Source organism: Neobacillus sp. 19 (assembly GCF_049463095.1).
In the GTDB taxonomy this organism is placed as follows: Bacteria; Bacillota; Bacilli; order Bacillales; family Cytobacillaceae; genus Neobacillus.
Map to the genome: position 1 here is coordinate 136,878 of NZ_JBMPZU010000029.1, position 18,295 is coordinate 155,172.

The 18,295-nt window shown below is 38.7% G+C and carries 14 protein-coding genes and 2 CRISPR repeat arrays; of the genes, 4 read left to right on the forward strand and 10 right to left on the reverse strand.

What is annotated here, in order from left to right:
* The first annotated feature begins 24 nt into the window (after positions 1-24).
* The gene (locus tag ACO1D1_RS07275) at positions 25-726 is read left to right on the forward strand and encodes a LytR/AlgR family response regulator transcription factor (protein ID WP_423335451.1); all 702 of its coding nucleotides are present in this window, start codon (positions 25-27) and stop codon (positions 724-726) included.
* Between the two features lie 13 nt (positions 727-739).
* A complete protein-coding gene (locus ACO1D1_RS07280; RefSeq protein WP_423335431.1) occupies positions 740-1,720 on the forward strand; it encodes a sensor histidine kinase in 981 nt (326 codons plus the stop codon).
* A 203-nt stretch (positions 1,721-1,923) separates the two neighbouring features.
* On the opposite strand, the gene ACO1D1_RS07285 is transcribed toward ACO1D1_RS07280, so the two are convergent.
* Positions 1,924-3,621 (reverse strand): metallophosphoesterase family protein, encoded by a 1,698-nt coding sequence (locus tag ACO1D1_RS07285; protein WP_423335432.1) that lies wholly within the window; start codon positions 3,619-3,621, stop codon positions 1,924-1,926.
* A 291-nt stretch (positions 3,622-3,912) separates the two neighbouring features.
* Here ACO1D1_RS07285 and ACO1D1_RS07290 point away from each other — a divergent pair, with 291 nt between their 5' ends.
* The gene (locus ACO1D1_RS07290) at positions 3,913-5,088 is read left to right on the forward strand and encodes an acyl-CoA dehydrogenase family protein (protein WP_423335433.1); all 1,176 of its coding nucleotides are present in this window, start codon (positions 3,913-3,915) and stop codon (positions 5,086-5,088) included.
* Positions 5,089-5,140: 52 nt separating this feature from the next.
* On the opposite strand, the gene ACO1D1_RS07295 is transcribed toward ACO1D1_RS07290, so the two are convergent.
* From ACO1D1_RS07295 to cas3, 8 genes are all read right to left on the reverse strand, one after another.
* Entirely contained in the window at positions 5,141-6,250 is a 1,110-nt protein-coding gene (locus ACO1D1_RS07295; RefSeq protein WP_149868446.1) for a cell division protein FtsZ, read from the reverse strand.
* A 93-nt stretch (positions 6,251-6,343) separates the two neighbouring features.
* Positions 6,344-7,635: a CRISPR direct-repeat array (repeat unit 32 nt; unit sequence ATTTCAATCCACGCACTCACGAGGAGTGCGAC).
* A 167-nt stretch (positions 7,636-7,802) separates the two neighbouring features.
* Positions 7,803-8,093, reverse strand: a complete 291-nt coding sequence (cas2, locus tag ACO1D1_RS07300; protein WP_423335434.1) for a CRISPR-associated endonuclease Cas2 — start codon at positions 8,091-8,093, stop codon at positions 7,803-7,805.
* Positions 8,094-8,102: 9 nt separating this feature from the next.
* Complete coding sequence (gene cas1c, locus ACO1D1_RS07305; RefSeq protein WP_423335435.1) at positions 8,103-9,134, reverse strand: type I-C CRISPR-associated endonuclease Cas1c; 1,032 nt, start codon at positions 9,132-9,134, stop codon at positions 8,103-8,105.
* Positions 9,131-9,790 (reverse strand): CRISPR-associated protein Cas4, encoded by a 660-nt coding sequence (gene cas4 / locus ACO1D1_RS07310; RefSeq protein ID WP_423335436.1) that lies wholly within the window; start codon positions 9,788-9,790, stop codon positions 9,131-9,133. The genes cas1c and cas4 overlap by 4 nt, the downstream gene beginning before the upstream one ends.
* Positions 9,780-10,643 (reverse strand): type I-C CRISPR-associated protein Cas7/Csd2, encoded by an 864-nt coding sequence (gene cas7c / locus ACO1D1_RS07315; RefSeq protein WP_423335437.1) that lies wholly within the window; start codon positions 10,641-10,643, stop codon positions 9,780-9,782. The genes cas4 and cas7c overlap by 11 nt, the downstream gene beginning before the upstream one ends.
* Positions 10,644-10,658: 15 nt before the next feature.
* Positions 10,659-12,548, reverse strand: a complete 1,890-nt coding sequence (cas8c, locus tag ACO1D1_RS07320) for a type I-C CRISPR-associated protein Cas8c/Csd1 (protein ID WP_423335438.1) — start codon at positions 12,546-12,548, stop codon at positions 10,659-10,661.
* 11 nt (positions 12,549-12,559) lie between these two features.
* The gene (cas5c, locus tag ACO1D1_RS07325; RefSeq protein WP_423335439.1) at positions 12,560-13,264 is read right to left on the reverse strand and encodes a type I-C CRISPR-associated protein Cas5c; all 705 of its coding nucleotides are present in this window, start codon (positions 13,262-13,264) and stop codon (positions 12,560-12,562) included.
* Between the two features lie 127 nt (positions 13,265-13,391).
* On the reverse strand, positions 13,392-15,818 hold the full coding sequence (gene cas3 / locus ACO1D1_RS07330; protein WP_423335440.1) for a CRISPR-associated helicase Cas3': 2,427 nt from the start codon (positions 15,816-15,818) through the stop codon (positions 13,392-13,394).
* A gap of 383 nt (positions 15,819-16,201) precedes the next feature.
* On the opposite strand from cas3, the gene ACO1D1_RS07335 reads away from it, so the two are divergent.
* Positions 16,202-16,378, forward strand: a complete 177-nt coding sequence (locus ACO1D1_RS07335; protein ID WP_423335441.1) for a hypothetical protein — start codon at positions 16,202-16,204, stop codon at positions 16,376-16,378.
* A 75-nt stretch (positions 16,379-16,453) separates the two neighbouring features.
* Positions 16,454-16,881: direct repeats of the CRISPR family, unit length 32 nt; unit sequence ATTTCAATCCACACACCCACAAGGGGTGCGAC.
* Positions 16,882-17,144: 263 nt separating this feature from the next.
* On the opposite strand, the gene ACO1D1_RS07340 is transcribed toward ACO1D1_RS07335, so the two are convergent.
* Positions 17,145-18,062, reverse strand: coding sequence for a ketopantoate reductase family protein (locus tag ACO1D1_RS07340; protein WP_423335442.1), 918 nt, complete (start codon positions 18,060-18,062; stop codon positions 17,145-17,147).
* Positions 18,063-18,295 lie beyond the last annotated feature (233 nt).

Consider the following 18,295-nt stretch of genomic DNA (forward strand, 5'->3'; position numbering starts at 1 on the left):
TTCTAATTAAAGGTGTGGCGAATGATGATGAAGGTTGGTCTCGTGGATGATCGATATATAGACTTAGATAAATTAAATGGGATTGTCGCGGGAATACCAGACATAGAGATTGTTTTTTCGACTACCTCCGCGGAGGAAGCCTATGAACAAATAAAAAAGGAAACCATTGATTTATTAATTGCCGATATCGAGATGCCAAGTTTATCCGGTTATGAACTGGCTGACATTATTCATTCACATGCCCTGAGTATTTCAGTTATCTTCGTAACGGCCAATAGCGGCTATGCGGTACATGCCTTTGAATTGAATGTTCATGATTACATCATGAAACCTTATCCGAAAGATCGTTTAATAAAATCAATTGAGCGGTTAAAGGAGAAAACGAAGTCGGCTGATATTGCCGGCAGGCTGTATTTAAAACAAAAAAACGATATTCATATCATTCAGAAGAAGGATATTATTTTTATCGAAAGATCCGGCCGGTCCTCCACGATTTATACAAAGTCCGAATCAATCAAAACCTATCAAACTCTTAACGAACTAGAAGGTGAACTACGGGAACGCGATTTTATCCGCTCGCACCGGTCGTTCATAATCAATATCCACTATGTAAAAAACTTTTCCCTTTATGCGAAGAATTCTTATATCGTGACGTTTGAAGAAATCGAGGAACAAGCGATGATTACGAAGGAAAAGGTAGAATTTTTACAAGAAAATTATTTTTAAAGGCGGGAAGCGATTGAAGCCGGAAAATTTATATTGGGCCGCGTTAGCCGTGCTGGGTATGGTACATCTTTACATGCTCACGCTAATGCTGCCGTGGAAAATCCCAATCTATTTAACTTGTTTGCTTTCCATCATCATAGTCTATTGTTTTTATAAAAAAAGCATCCTTTATGTGTCTGTATTAGGCATAAAGTGGAACACCGTGCTATTTGTTCTGCAACTGTTACTTGCAGTGCTTTATATTTCCTTTAAGCCTTCGTGGGCATATCTCGTGTTGTTAATCATCTTTGTTGGGATTGAAATCATCAGGCTGACAGGCTCACGAAAAGTAATTGAATTAACCCAAGAGAATCATCTTTATAAGGACCAATCAGCCCATTTTAATGAAACATTTCGGATTGTCCGCAGTGAACGCCATGATTTTCTTAAACATGTTTCGGCTATCCACTTCATGCTGGAAAATGGAAAAAATGATGAGGCAAAAGCCTATCTGGACGATTTAGTCGACGGCTATGAAGAAACAAATCTTTCAATTAAAGGCGAACGCGGTATCGTTGCCGGGATCTTGCATCAAATGTACCGAAGAGCCAAAAAAGCCGGAATTGCGATTGTTTATGACTTCGATCTGCCGGTCTCAACCTTACCGCTCCCTGATACCGCCATGGTGCAGCTGCTCGGAAATCTGTTATCAAACAGCATTGATGCCAGCGAGGATTGGCAAAAGAAACAAGAAGAACAAGCAGTCATCACATTGCAATTTTTTAAAAGAAGCGGGCTATATTTGCTGATTTGTAAAAATAACAGCCCGGCCATTTCCACTGCCATACTGGATGGATTGTTTCATGTTTACGGTAAGTCGACAAAGGGAGAAGGGCATGAGGGTCTAGGAACAAAAGTGATACAAGATATCGTGAATACTCATCACGGCTTTTTAGACTTTGTCTACAAAGACCAAGAATTTACCGTCAAAATAAAAATCCCGGCAATACAGTAAAAGGAAATAGCCCATCTGCTTTTTGTAGTTGGGCATTGGCGCAAAAATGTGGGGAATTGTGACCGCTACAATGAAAATTTGGCTTCGATGGGCACAAATAGGATTGAATTTTCCACTGAACTCCTCTAATGCAGGAAATTCGAATAAGGACGATACTTTAACTTCCAAATTGAAAGCAAGAGTACCGTCCTTTTCCATTCGAATTAATTACTTCTAACTGTAAAGGTCGTTTCAGCTACAGCATCATAGCCGCTGCCATAGAAGTAAATGAGTTTATAGGTTCCGCCTTCTTTATATCGGGCTGGGTAAGAATTATTTTTGGGATCAAACGTGAATGTACAGGTTCCATCCGTTACTTTCGTATACATCCACCATATGGAGCCGACGTTTCCCGGATTTTCATTTACTTCATAAACACCAACCCAGTCACCATTCGCAACCCTGACATTTTCCACAACGACATCCATTTTATCCTCGATTCCATTCAACTCGGTTTTGGAGAGTGTTATAGCAGGCCCTTGCGAGGTTTTACCCAATACCTTCAAGGAGTTTGGACTTTGATTCGCAAATGCATCAAGAGCATATACCTCTATCTCATAAAGAGTATTGGATTTTAATCCATTGACCTGTAGTGTTAAAGGATTTGGAATCGGATCCTTATAAAATTCCGAAAACGCGAGGACTTCCTTCTCCACCTGCCCTGTCTCCATATTCTTAGCCTTTAGCTTATAATCATGGACAAGCAGATTATCCTTTGCTTGAGTGAGCATAACCGTGAGACCCGCAGCTGCCGTATCGTCATGAACGATAGATATCATCGCATCATGAGTAAAGTAAGGTGCTTTTTTGTCACGATTTTCTGTGTAGGTAAATTTATTTTGCTTAGCAGGATAGCTGATTTCAAACGGCTCTCCCGTCCAATCGTTGTTATGAATATCACGGCGCTTAATCAATACCTTGTTATGGTGTACCTCAACTATTAGCGCCTGATTCAAGATATCTGCTCCTTCCGGAACTTCCCCCTGAATCCTGCCTGTTTCCAGCCATAAATAGGCCCCCGTCGAGGTCCCGATCGAAGTAAAATCCTTTTGATGAATGATTCTCGGGTCATCTAACGGATAATGGGTGTGGCCGGAAAAAGAAATCACTTGCGGATAAGCTTTTAACGTATCATAGAAGAGATCTCTATTTTTCGAAAAGCCCCACTCGCTTCCATAGATGGTTCCCATGATTGGCTGGTGATGAAAAACAAAAATCGGTTTATGCGGATCCTCAGCAGCCGCTTCTCTAAGCTTTTCACCCAGCCAGCCAATTTGCTTTTCCGAAAAAGTTCCTTCTGTTAGTCCATCCTCCGTACCAAGAATAATAAAGTGATAGCCTTTAATCACTCTATGAAAATAAATCGATTCCATTCCCGTTTTCTCAAGGAACCGTTGCTGCGCATTGGCAACTGATAAGCCATTCCAGTAATCATGATTGCCAATGGCAAACATCGAAACAGCCTGTGTCTGCTTTTTCGTGTTATAGGCATTGAAAAATTTATCATATTCCTGTGTGTAGCCGTTATCCGTTAAATCTCCGACTACTACAAAAGCATCTTGCCTTGGGGCAGCCAAATTTAATTGCTCTAAAGTTGTGACAAACTTGTTCAATGTTTGATTATTGCTTGCCTTTATATGTACATCACTGATCACCGGAAAGATCAAATCCGGCTTGTTTCCACTGGAATTCATTATCGACGAACTTGATACGGCACTGACAGGTAAACCAGTTATTGAGTTTACTAGTGTGGCCCCCACAGCTGCACCAACAACCATCGTTGTCTTCTGCAAAAAAGTGCGGCGGTTCATTTCCTTTTGTTGATACGGTGTTACTTCTTCGATCACTGTTTTTTCTTTCATAATCTTATTCTCCTCTCCATACGAAGCTATAGATTCATTTTTTGAACATTTATATTATACAATTAATTCATATTTTGAATCTATCAAATTATTTTTCTTTAATTAATACAATACATCCTATTCATTGAGACAATGTTAAGACTGGGTAGTTATTATGTAAAATCTTAAAAGGATGACAAATTAAGGTCTATCAAATCTCTTGACAGTCCCAGTAAGCTTCGCTATCATTAATTCCTATATAATAAGTCGGAATTATCATAAAACAATCGATAAAGAATTAGGAGGGAAACTATGCTTACCTTATTCATAAAAACGGAAAATCAAAAGAAATGGCTGCAGAAATTACGAGAAAAAGAGGAAAAATTTAAAAATAAGTCGGCGGAAATTGATGAATTGGCGGTTTTCCCAAAAGAAAATATTCAAGATTTAGTGGAGATGGGTTATTCAAGCATCACCCTCCCAGTTGAATTCGGCGGAGCAGGATTAAAGGTCTATGATATGGTCCTCCTGCAAGAAGCACTGGCGAGTTTTGATGGAACGACTGGACTTGCAATGGGTTGGAATCTCGGGGTGGTAGGCGAACTCTTTGAAACAAAGCTTTGGAATCAGGAAAAATTGAACTTTTTCGCGAAAGAAGTTCTTAACGGCGCTTTAGTGAACCGGGCAGTAAGTGAAGCGCAAACAGGCAGCCCAACAAGAGGGGGGCGTCCCGGAACAACCGCAGTCAAAAAAGACGGGGCCTGGGTGCTGACAGGGCGGAAAACATTTACCACCATGTCTCCTGTATTAACTTATTTTCTAACATCGGCATGGATTGAAGAAAAGCAGAAGGTGGGATTTTTCCTGCTTCATAAAGACTTAGAGGGATTAGCAATTGATGAAACATGGGATGTCATTGCTATGAGAGGGACAGGGAGCCACAACCTTGTTTTGGATCATGTCATCGTCGAAGATTCCAACCTTGTCGAACTGCCCGATTTTCCAAGGGGCGGCAAAATAAACGGCTGGATTCTGCATATCCCTGCCTGTTATCTCGGCATCGCCCAAGCAGCACGTGATTATGCTGTCCATTTTGCTAACCATCATGCACCAAACAGTCTAAACGGACCCATCAGCCAATTACCGAATGTACAGCAGCTTTTAGGGGAAATTGATCTAGAATTGATTCGGGCTAGACATCTGATCTACAGTGTTGCTGAAGCATATGATGATGAAGAGCGCAGGGGTTATATCGATCATGAACTTGGCGTCGTTAAGCATACGGTAACAAACTCGGCGATTACGATTGTCGATAAAGCCATGAGGATTGTCGGCGCACAAAGTCTTAAGCGTAGTAATCCCCTGCAGCGGTATTATCGCGACGTAAGGGCCGGTCTGCACAATCCGCCAATGGACGATATGACGATTAAAAAATTAGCGCTAGCGGCTATTGAACAGGACAAAAGTAAATATAGTAAAAAAGAATAAAGGGTCAGCCTCCCGTTGAATAAAATCAACGGGAGGCTGACCCTTCCTGCGTTTATTTTTGATATTTTGATAACTTCGATGAAATGCTTCCCGTTTTTCTTTCTTGAGGTTTTGCTTTTAAGTTGGAGGCCCATGAAATTCGTGACTCATACTTCTGGGTATGCTCCTTGTTAACAAGTTTTTGTAACCGATCTTTATTTTTCTCCAGGGATTCCTCAAGCGCCAACATCCGCCGGCTCGGAAACGGCATTCCCGCTAGGATTGTCGTTATAGTCGGGTCAGATTCAGTGATATAGGTTCCTTCGAATAATTCCAGCGGTTCCCCTACCCTTTCGAAAATTCCAGGAACATTAATCAAATTCGCCATTTTCTCTGGCCCTTCATAGATTACCCCTGCGCGAATGACACCCGATGCTTCGACAGGACAAAAGATGGAGTTAACCCAAGATTGCTGGATTTTATTCGTTACATCCGAGGAAGTCTTAGCATCTGTTATTGCAGTTGAAGCAATAATCGTGACGCCTCTAGTCCAGAGTATATTCATTAGATCTGTTTCATCAAAGTTTCCATAAAAGGAACTCTTTTTCGTTACCTGAAGCACATTATTTATCGCTTCCACGGCTTGGTGATTAGAGGAAAGGTAGATTTGATGTTTACTAGATTGTGGGTTTAATTTACGCAACTGATCATTGTCGACTAGGAACACCGATGAAAGCGAGTCTATTTTCGATATCTCCTCCATACACTCAGCGGCATTTATTCGATTTCCAGCTAATACGTTTCGATCGGGTACAACCGCGATTGCCCCCACCTTGATACCTGGCAGATTATCTAATAATAGATCAATCAATAACGGACTCATACCAGAGCCCGTACCTCCATCAGTAGAAAAAGCTACTAATAAAAGCTTAATGTTTTTAAAAGCACCCTGGACAAATTCAATTAGTTCTCTATAATGATCATTCACGGCGCGTAATCCAATTGAGCGATCTTGCCCAGCGCCATTATACCCCGGAACAAAATATTTCTTTTCTACTCTTGTATTCACTATTCCATCGCGCTGGTTCGTATTAATAAGCGCAGTTTGAAAGCCCATACTTGCCGCAATTTCCGCAATATTCCCGCCGGCTTGACCGACTCCCAAGATTCCAATTGATTTCACCCTATCGCCTCCTTTTCTTATTAAAATAATACTCAGGTTTTGTAAATTTAGACTTTTTCAATTTAATACTGTATGAATAATTTGATTCTTAAGGTTTCCATCCACACACTCTCGAAGAGTGCGACGATAGATCATAGACTTTGTCCAGAAATCATTTAAATTTCAATCCACGCACTCACGAGGAGTGGACCCTTTCGATGAAATTGCTTGGGCGGCTGGTGACGATTTCAATCCACGCACTCACGAGGAGTGCGACTGATTTTAGTTAGGTGTGAGTCGAGTGAAAAATAATTTCAATCCACGCACTCACGAGGAGTGCGACAAAAGGTCAGCCTATTCCGATGCAGTTTGGATAAATTTCAATCCACGCACTCACGAGGAGTGCGACTTATTGTACGCTTGGATTGGTAGTTTTTTGTGTCTATTTCAATCCACGCACTCACGAGGAGTGCGACCTGATCAGTACAGCCGCGTACCAAGAACGCGAGATATTTCAATCCACGCACTCACGAGGAGTGCGACCTTTCACGTTCCTTACCGTTATTCTTCCTCCATACATTTCAATCCACGCACTCACGAGGAGTGCGACACCTCCACGATTTACACCATTAGGTATTACGAATATTTCAATCCACGCACTCACGAGGAGTGCGACGGTTGCTGTATTTACAGAATATATTACTGGTATTATTTCAATCCACGCACTCACGAGGAGTGCGACACAATCAGATCCATATGATACACACCAGTATTATATTTCAATCCACGCACTCACGAGGAATGCGACCCTGTTGGGATTGGCATCATGGCAATTATGGTAGATTTCAATCCACGCACTCACGAGGAGTGCAACGCCTGCAATTCCTCATTTGCTTCACTAGAGATCAATTTCAATCCACGCACTCACGAGGAGTGCGACGTTTTGCACCTCGTCTATTGCTATGATAGAAAACATTTCAATCCACGCACTCACGAGGAGTGCGACCGAAGCCTTGCACGGCGTCTCTTGTCTCGAAAATATTTCAATCCACGCACTCACGAGGAGTGCGACACGAATTTACGAGTTACACCAGCTGCCGCACTTACATTTCAATCCACGCACTCACGAGGAGTGCGACGTCTAGGATTGTGGGATTGGCTTCAAAAGTTATGGATTTCAATCCACGCACTCACGAGGAGTGCGACTTAACAAGGGTGTTGTTCCTGATGTTACACAATCAATTTCAATCCACGCACTCACGAGGAGTGCGACTATGACCCGCCGTAACACAAAAAGGACCAGTTTAGATTTCAATCCACGCACTCACGAGGAGTGCGACCTCACGAGGAGTGCGACGATAACCCTTCATCCTTATTTCAATCCACGCACTCACGAGGAGTGCGACAGCGATTTTTGACCAAAACAACAAAAAAATACGACATAATTGATCAAAAACACACCATTTTCTTTAATAAATAAAGAACACACTATTATTATACCTAATTTTGGTAATTAACCGCACGAAATGTGGTGCGAACCTAGTAGGGTTACCATGTTCGCTTTACATTCGCACTAAAAAATTAAAGGGTTTTCCAAATCGATAGATTCTTTCACTCCAATATGCTCAACCTTGGTCTTATAATTATTACCTAGCTGATAGAACCTTAGACTATCTTCTGCTTCATCAATAATTTCAGTTAGTTTTATCTTTAAAGTAGCAAATTGAGTGGCATCTACATTACATTCAAATACTGAATTTTGGACACGAAGCCCATAATTTTGACACGCCTTTGAAACCTTCCGAAGTCTTCTTTTTCCACCACTACTAACGGTACTTACGTCATACGTAACTAACACTAACAATTATTACACCTACTTCCACAAAAAGGGCGGATACTCATCTAGATCATTACGTAAAAACCGAGCCAATAGTAAAGCCTGTGCATGTGGTACTAACCCCCAAGGTATTTTTTCACCCAAATAGGGATGCGTTATCTTTTCTTGTTTTTTATTTTGCCAGGCTGATAAAAACTTCTTTCTTGCCTCATCCGACATAATTACAGCGCCATTTTCCTTTTTTAAAAAGTCATCTTTATTTACAACCTTTTTATTAATTAATGACAAGACAAACCTATCTGCATAAACACCACGCAGCTCTTCCATAACATCTAATGCCAGCGAAACTCTTCCAGGGCGATCTCGATACAAAAAACCGACATAAGCATCCAGCCCAACACCTTCTAATGCAGATGCCATATCATTGGCTAATAACGTATAAGCAAAAGACAGCATAGCATTTACGTTATCTAACGGCGGTCTCCTTGAACGCATCTTAAAATAAAAATCTTCTTTTTGCTGTAATATCATTTGATCGAACAGTTTATTGTAACTGATAGCCGCTTGACCTTCTAAACCTCTTAATCTTTCTAAATCCCCACATTCCCTAACTTCTAAAATTAGAGACGATAAATGCTTAGAAATCTCTTTAAATTGCGCCACATTTACTCGTAGGGGATAATCTCTAGTCATTCTTTCGATGATCCATTTATTATTATAAATCTTACCAACAATAAAGTTACGTGCAATTTTCGCAGACACACCTTCATCATCTGATACACGATATTGTTTCTTTCTAAGAACGACGTTCCCCTTGCTTTTTCCAATTACCCGAGCAAGATATCGTCCATTCTTCGTAAAAAATATTAAAGAAATATTTCTTTCTGCACAATAACCCATTAGTGCCGGGCTTGCACCAGTATAACCAAACGAAACCACTGATTCCAGGTTATGAAGCGGGAGCCTGCCCAGTGTTTCCTGTTCCTTAAGGAGGACAATGTTATCCCCGTCTAAAGATAAATAGACGTCTGTTTGATTAATAAACATGGTATTCAAAAGCTTCTTCATTCAGCAATCTTCCCATCAATATAACTTTTTACAGTCCGTTTATTCATTAATTCAGGTAAACATATATTTTGTAGGGAACAGCTTTTGCAAAAAGCACCTGTTTTGACTTTAGGTGTATGTCTGCAATTGTAATAGTCGTTCATTTCCGATACTATTGATCTGACTTTATTTTTATACTCTACTGTTAGGGGAACTTCGACTCTATGCTTTATTTCGTTATAAAACATAAAACCTATATTTATTTCACAGAGCAACATTTCCTCTAAACATACAGCTTGTGCGGTTAATTGCAAGATATCTGAATCGTCCATCTTTGGTTTCCCACGTTTATATTCAATTGGATACACTATATATTTACCTTCAGCACCACTTATCTCTACACCGTTTTTATCTTCAACAAACTCTACCACATCACAAATACCCGAAATTTTAAGCTCATTTGATTTAACAGGCATCGCACGAACAATTAGTTTATTCCCTCGTTTTTCTCTAATAAAGGGCTCATCCGTCTTTCGATGGAGATATTGCCCTTCTACAGTCCTCACGTTCTCTTCCCATTGCTGCTCGATATGTATGAGTGCCCATTGGCGACGGCAAAATTGAAAATGCTGAATGCCGGACAACATCAAATAATTGTCTTCTTCATTATAGTCCATCTATGACATCGACCTTTAAACCTTCTAATCCGTTTAAGATGATGGAATAATCGTCAAACCTTTTAGGTTCTTCAACATTATGTTTAATATCTATTAAACGATGAACTTTAGCAGATGAATATTGACCTAGTTTAGAATTATGTTCCCACCAATAAACCTTATTCACTTCCATACTTCCATCAGGTCTAGCAGCTGATGAATCATTTTCGAACAATGTAACAAGGGCCTGTTTAATTTTTTCTGCATCCTCATTTGTAAATCTGGTTTTTTCCGCCAGCTGTGTATTAATGCTGCCGTAAAAAACATAAACTCCAAAATCCACACGGTGTTTCATCCCCATTGTGTCTGATCCTTTTTCCTTTCCAGGCTCTGAGTTAACACTTTTTGTAATTTGCATGCTTGTAATGTCAATGGGGTCAACACTTGTTGCTGTATGAATAGATACAGGTCCTCTTACCCCAACGGATACACCCGCTCCAGAACCTGAACCTTTGAAGGCAAAGACCTGTCCGAAGCTTCTAACATCAATCCATTGTTCACACGCTATCGCCGCAAATTCATCACTAGAACTATTTTTAGATTTTAATATTTTTTGAAGTGCTATATTAGACTCAGCACGTTCTCTTAAACTTTTTAAATCATCTATATTTCTATCATTAGATTGGACAAAAATAGATTCCCCCATATCCTGAAGACGATTTCTAATTTTTCTCTTTATTGCTACATCAGATATTTCACCATGACCATCGTAATTTTGTCTTGGACGATTTCCGTTCAACGGATCTCCATTTGGATTAGCCTTCGTTACAGATAATACAACAGCAAAATCAACTTTGTGGTCTAAAATTGTCATGTTCCTTTCCCCCTCTTAATTTGATACTTCCTCAGTCGCATTATTTTTTTCCTTTTTCTGATATAAATCATGCCGTTGACTATAAAACCCTAACAAATACTTACCTGATAATGGTTTATTATTAAAATCATCAACATCTATTCTTGAAGCCACTTCATCAATTAGGCTCGATAAATACCAAGCTTTTGTACCGAGTCGTGCTTGATACGGCTGCAGGCTCTCCTGAATCGTTTTCCATGTTCTTGCGGGATTTTTAGAAAATGAATTCATATAACGAATTGCATTACTGGAACGTGTTTCCTCCGAACCTAAGGCACGTCTTTCTAAAACATCAGCAACTGCTAATAAACGTCCAAACAAATAATCACGGTCATTATTTTCTATATTAAGCGCCACATTATATCCCTCCTTTTGGTTGATGAGTGCACAGGCTATGCTAAGTGTTTTTTCCCATTCCCACTTCTCCATTGACACTGGATTTGAGGCACGATAAAAAGCACTTTTAACAATATCAAACGGAATCTTTTTATCATCAATAATACAAGGAATTATACGCTCCATTAGCCCTTTGACTACTTTGTCATTCACTTTTGTTCCATATGCTGCAAAGGCAATATCCTTCGTTGCTGGCGCTCCATAAAATTGAACATGTTCACCTTGGTCATCTTTACGGTAACGATGAATCCATACACAAGTTGAATGCCACTTCGTAAGCTGGTCCAAGTATATTTCCTTATCCAAATTTCGATAATAAAGCACTGCCATACGACCCGTAGTGGCTGAATCTAAAATCATAATATTGACATTCGATTTTGTTGATAATTTATTTTTATATCCTTCTAAAGCCTTAGCCACTTCATTGGCAAATTCCGGATTGGTAAAGGCTTTTCTTTCCCTTTTTTCAACGGGAATAGGATTAATCGAAAATGTATCTTCTATTGGATCAGGGATGGAAAGCTCATCGTTTCCCCATACAAGGAACACACGCTGATCAATGGTTTTACCTTGACGATTAATTAGCCATTTCAGTGCATTATGAGCTTTTTGTGATACTTCATAACTAATACTTGCGACTTCGTTACTTTTGTTAAATCTACCTCTAAAGGTAAATCCACTGGTGTCATTCGCCGAGATTAATTTTGCCTTATCTGCAGCATTCCGAATTTTATTAGCATGCTTATCAGTACTGGGCTTCTTTTTTCCAGTTACATAACAAAGATCCTCGTCACCCAATAAATCCTGATAAAAAAGAATAAAGGATTCATACATCTCATTATCCTTCCATACCTTTTTCAAAATTTTATTTGGTGAATAAACATTAAACCTAACGAAAGCGCTCTCTTGTCCACCGGCCACGGCACCAAATATAGCTGGCTTATCACCGTGCAAAGCTTCAAACTTTTTGTCCCATGTTTCTATCAGGTGATTATTTGCATCCAAATATAAAATCTTTTCTTCTACAAGGTCTTTGATTAACTGTTTCTTGCTTAAATATTTATAAATACTTTTTACTTTGTTGGTAGCAAATGGAGATTTCGCCCATTTTCCTAATTGTTCAAGGTAATATGAAAAGGGCTCCTCTCCTTTTATTTTTCCACCAAAAGCTACGAAATCCCCTGCTACATAACTTAATTTATCATGAAGTGGGTATGGTGCTATTTTTGCTCCAGCTCTACTTGCCGATCCTTCTGTACATGGAATTAATGTACTAAAATCCGTCTTATCTATGACTCTAGCAGAATGGTATTCGCCTTCTTCCGTAATATCCACTTCAATATGAGCATTTTGAGTAGTATGAGAAATAGGTAATAGGGTAAATTCCTGGTCGTTATGCTTTTTTTCAAGTTCACCAACACGGTCTACATTAGATTCATAGGTTTCATATAAATTTAATAACCAGCTCATATATTCACCTCCTATTCTAAGTGGCTTAGTAAATCGTCTGCGGATTCCACATTTGTATCATCAAACTTCTTCATTTTCATATCTGTAATTTTTCGTACTTGCTTGCACTGATCAGGTCTAATAAACTGGATAATGCCATTCTTCAACACTGGACTCCATAAACGTATTTCCATTTCGTTTCTGCCTGTTTCATCCGGATAACTGATTCCATGAATCATGGTACCAAGATGAATATCACCATAATTATCGTAAAATCCTTTTCCTTCACCAAATACACATGGTTCCACATATGCTTGGCATTCCCTAGTGCCAAGGAAAATATCTCTCCTCCCTCCTGCATTAAGAGAGCGTAACAAAATATTGTGGTGCTTGTGTTCGTTACGGTCAAAGGCCATATCCGGCCGGTGAGGATTAAATATAAAATGAACGCGAACTTGGTAGCGAACGTCTTTCAAATACGTGTAGTTGGCCAGCGTATTCCCTCCACCATATTCAATCGGACGAATCCCCTTTGACTCCATCCGGATTGCATTCATAACACGGACCTCATCCACTACCATTAACAGCGTTGGCTTCCAGTAAATACTTTCAACAATTCCTTTTAATGCCTGATAAGTTGGCACTTGGTAAGATAGCTTTTCCCCGCCCATCTTTGTTAAGGGATCGGTAAATAAGGCATAATTTCCATAGACTTCAAATTCAATCGAGTTTCTCATGTACTCACCTCCTTCCGGTTTGTATTTACCTAAATTTAAATATGTTATGATTGGGTGTCGCTACTTAAGCGTGGATTGAAAAATATTTATGTTATTTGAAAATCTTTCTTTAATTGAAGATAAAGTTTTAAACCATAAGAGAATCAAAAGGACTGTCATTTTCAATATTAAGCCCAAACTCCTTGTTATACACCCCTTCTTTTAGAGCTAATATTTCCCCATCCATAAGGCTTACCAAGCCCTCATTTTCAGCTAAACGTTCCTTTTCATATTTAAAAAGGTTAATAGTATACTGCTGTGCTTTCTTTAATAACCTTGAAAGGTCTTCAATTGATCCATCTCCATTCAGCTCGGCAATAATATCCTTCCCTGCTCCATAAGGAACAAGCACTGCTGTGGTGATATCATCAATCACACGAAAATGTTCCGCTGCTGTTCTATAACTATTAGTTATGAATAATGGAAGATGCTTTTTTTCATTATTAAAATAGGCTTCATGATAACTATATTTGGTTTTTGTTTCTGTCAATAACTCAGTCATTTCCTTTTTTAATTTTGGTACAAAATAATTTAAATTTGATTCAAATTCGGTATAAAACTCTTTAAAATACCTGTCCATCGCCTTAGTTGATAAAATATGTCCCCCGTGGTTTGATTTGTCTTTTTTTATATCAATGAGAATTTTACGTGAGACCTGTTTTCCTACCTTAATCTCTTTTAAGCGGTCAAGTTTTTCTTCTTCATGATCAATCACATAGACATTTTGAATATTTCTTTCACCATGCCGATTACATCTGCCAGCTGCTTGAGCAATAGAATCCAAGCCGGATAAGGAACGAATCACACAATCAAAACTGACATCGACTCCAGCTTCAATCAGCTGGGTGCTAATACAAATGATCTTATTGCCCTCTTTAAGCTGGAATCTTACTTCCTCTAGAATCTTATTACGATGTGTAGCACACATCGATGTGCTCAGATGGTATATAGGAATAACCTTCTCTTTTTCTAGTAATTGTTCATATAGTTTTTTTACGACTGTTTTTGTATTTAAAATGACTAAGATACTCTGAACTTCTTCCATTTTTTCTTCAATAAATTCGGCAAGTTTTTCAGTATTAAATAATTTATCAGTTGCTTGATCAATAATTTCCACCCGTTTAAAAGCCTCAATTACACGCTCCAGATTTTCAACAATTTCTGCATCCGTATTTATTTCTAGTTTATGTTCAACAAAATCTAATGCAGGTTGGGTGGCAGTACATAGCACCATGCTGGAATGTGCATATATTTTTAAAAAATTTAATGCCTGATTAAATAATGACACGCATGAAATCGGAACCTTTTGGACTTCATCAAAGATAATCACTGACTCACTTAAGTTATGCAGCCTTCTAATATTCCTGCTTCCTTTGGCATAAAATACATTCAAAAATTGGACCATCGTTGTGAAGATAATCGGGGAATCCCAATTATCCTTTGCTAGTTTTAGCTTTTGCTGGACACACATCTTGCCAGATTGATGTTCATCATTATCATTCACATCTTCTATAACGTTGGAATGATGTTCTAAAATGTTTGCTTCATCCATTAATATTTTTCTAACTTCTTCTGCATTTTGCTCAATAATCGTTGTATAGGGAACAACATAAATAATCCGTTTTTTGTTAAATAGTTTGGCGTGTTTTAATGCATAGCGTAAACTAGCTAAAGTTTTCCCGCCGCCGGTTGGAATGGATAATGTATATATTCCTGATGGATTCCCCCCAAAATGATCACATTGATCTGACATCTCTGTTCTTAGAAGATTAATAGGAGTATTAGCATTCGGATATTGATTAAATGAATTGATTTTTCCCATAAGTCTTTCGTAATAGGTATTAAATAATACTTTATGATCCTCTACAGATTCATTGCAATTATTTTCTTCAAATAATCTTGTATTTGTTCGATCAGCGTCAATTAATGTACTAAAAATAAATTTTGTTAAAAACATTAATTGCTTTTCATTATTCTCCGGGGATTCTTTCGCTAAAAAAGTCTCTAATTCTTCAGCAGCCTTACCAACATAATTGTAAAAATCCTTTTGGTTCATGACATTTTCAAAAAAAGCTTGCTTTGACCTATCAAACTCACTCAATTCTTTATCTCGAACCCTTTTTAAATAATTTGATTCTAAGTCAGGATTTAAAAAGTCTTGGAGATATGAATGATGGGATATAATTGCATTTCCTACCACTTCGGCCACTAGCGCTGTGTTGCGAACGATTTTCGATGAATGAAACATTTCATATAATAGTTTTCCACCCGCAGTAGAATGATCAACACTTCCCCTTTTTGGCGGTGCATCAGGATTATTTATGGCTTCTATTATGTAATTCCTAAATTCATTGGAATACTTACCTAAATCATGTAAAACCCCAGCAAGTCCTGCTAAATGTTTTACACCAATTTTTTCACCATAGGATTCTGCTAATTCTTTTACATCAAGTAAATGCTCTTCCACTGTTTGTATCTGATTATCACTTTCACGGATGTGAGCAATGTAGCTCATTTTATACCTCCTAGTTATTTAATTCTCAAAATTTCTTTCACCTGCAACTTAGGATTCATTATGTTTAAGGGTTCATGCAGAAAAAGACAAAAAAAGCAGAAGCCTCCCTTTAAAAGGGTAAATCTTCTGCACTTCTTGTTGTATCTCAATTGGGAGTCATTCTTTAAAAATGAATAATTTCTTCAGTCAATAATTTTAAAACATCATACTATAGTACTATATTGTCTTTAATTTCCAATAATGTCAATGGATAACACACTTCTGCCCTACTTTTATCACATTTATGTTCAGTAAATTAATTTTTTGATAACCACATGCCGGTGCTTGTCACATCCCTGTTGATCAAGGTTTGTCTGTTTTCTCCACTATAGGAAGTGTCCTAGATGTTAAAAAGCGATAAACACGAAGTGACCTTTAAGCATGTCAATTATTCCGATGATGGGATCCATAAACAAACATTACAGAATCCTTTCCTGAAGGAACCATTACCCTTTAGCCGGGCCTTCGGAAGTGTGAAAGACGACATTACTCAAATTATGCAATGGGCTTCTATCGCCTGATTCGGGAGATTTATATTATCGAATCAGGAGACTGGCCCTTTTCAGCTTAAAATAACTCCACAGCAGTTTATATTTATTTCAATCCACACACTCACAAAAAGTACGACCACATGGGTTTGGACTTATGTCAACTTGCTTTGGTATTTCAATCCACGCACCCACAAGGGGTGCGACAAAACCATAGATCCACGATTCGCCATTCATTTCGATTTCAATCCACACACCCACAAGGGGTGCGACTGCCACGTCATCCACGTTGATGATCTCACGGGCAATTTCAATCCACACACCCACAAGGGGTGCGACGCTGGACGAGCCAGAACAAAGAAGAAATCTAGCGATTTCAATCCACACACCCACAGGGGGTGCGACTTAATGATGATTATGACTATTCCTAGATTAATTAATTTCAATCCACACACCCACAAGGGGTGCGACAAAAAAGAAGTCTTCACTAACTCCTACGAAAGTATTTCAATCCACACACCCACAAGGGGTGCGACAGCGATTTTAAACCAAAAAGTCCAAAAAATATGAAATAATTGATCAAAAGATCACTATTTTCTTTAAATAATTAAAGAACACAATATAATTATACCAATCTTTGGTAATAAAACACACAAAAACAAGTGCGAATCTAACAGGAAAACAATGTGCACTATACATTCGCACAAAAAATTTTAGGCTGCTACACTTCTACTCTATTACAATAAGCGACAGATCTTCCACTCCAAATTAAAAGCAAAATATCTGTCCTTTTCCATGTCTAATATTGACTTTCCATACTCGTTATCCTACGGTACAGCTCATTATTTGTAGGCGTAGGAACAACATGTTTTTCACCTAATTTCACAACGGTCCCCGCAAATAATTCCACTTCGCTGAACCGTCTCGCTTCCACATCTTGGGCCATGGACGGTTTTCCTTCTGGGCTCAAAGTGCCCAATACCTGTAACCAATATTGTAAATCTTCCTCGGTTAAACATACCCCTTCTTTTTCCGATAATGCCATTACCTCTCTCATTGCTGAAATCATCCTATCCCGAGCTTGGCCTTCGCGTTGTACTTCACCATAATTACTTTTATGGACAGCAACCGTTTGGTTGACCCCGACATTCAGCATAAATTTCCCCCACTGTCTCCTGTACATATTGGGGTCCACCTCAAATGGAACATCCATTTTTTCAAAAAACGAGGCCACCGTCTTTACCTTTTGGGAGTTAAAGCCGGGTTCCCTTTCTCCAAAGCAAATCATGCCCATATGGTCATACGTCAGTTTATTTTCTACTTTAACGGCGTCCATTCCCTGTGCCACACTATATAAGACTTTACCCATTCCGTAAGTTTCACCAATAATCGTTTCACTTGATATGCCATTCAATAAGGATAAAATAATCGTGTTTTCGTCAACATGATGCTTTACCGCTTGGATTGCATCTTCCAAGCCATTAAATTTCACGGCAAAAATAAGCAAATCCGCAGGTTCGCAGCCTTCCTCAGGCGTAACATAATGAAAATGACACGGTTCACCATTACAATACACATTGTCCGCCTCATATCTTTTGATTCGATCTTTATCAGCAATGATTCGTAAATCCTCTTTCGGCATTCTCTTAGATAAATAATTTCCGAATAAAATCCCCAATGCCCCAAGCCCAATTATAGATACCTTTTTTATGGTCATAACGCCAACCCCTTTCTTCGTGTTTCAAAACCTTCTATTTTCCATTTTAGCACAAGTATTTTGCCTTGCTATAAAACACAAAAAAGCAAGCAGACTTATCCCAAAATTGGGCTTGATCTGCTTGCTGTAATTATGTTTACTATGCCTAATCTATTTAAACCGTCGAATTAATACATACCTAATTTAAAGCTTTAAAATATCATTCCAGTAACAAATAAATCGTACCTTATTAA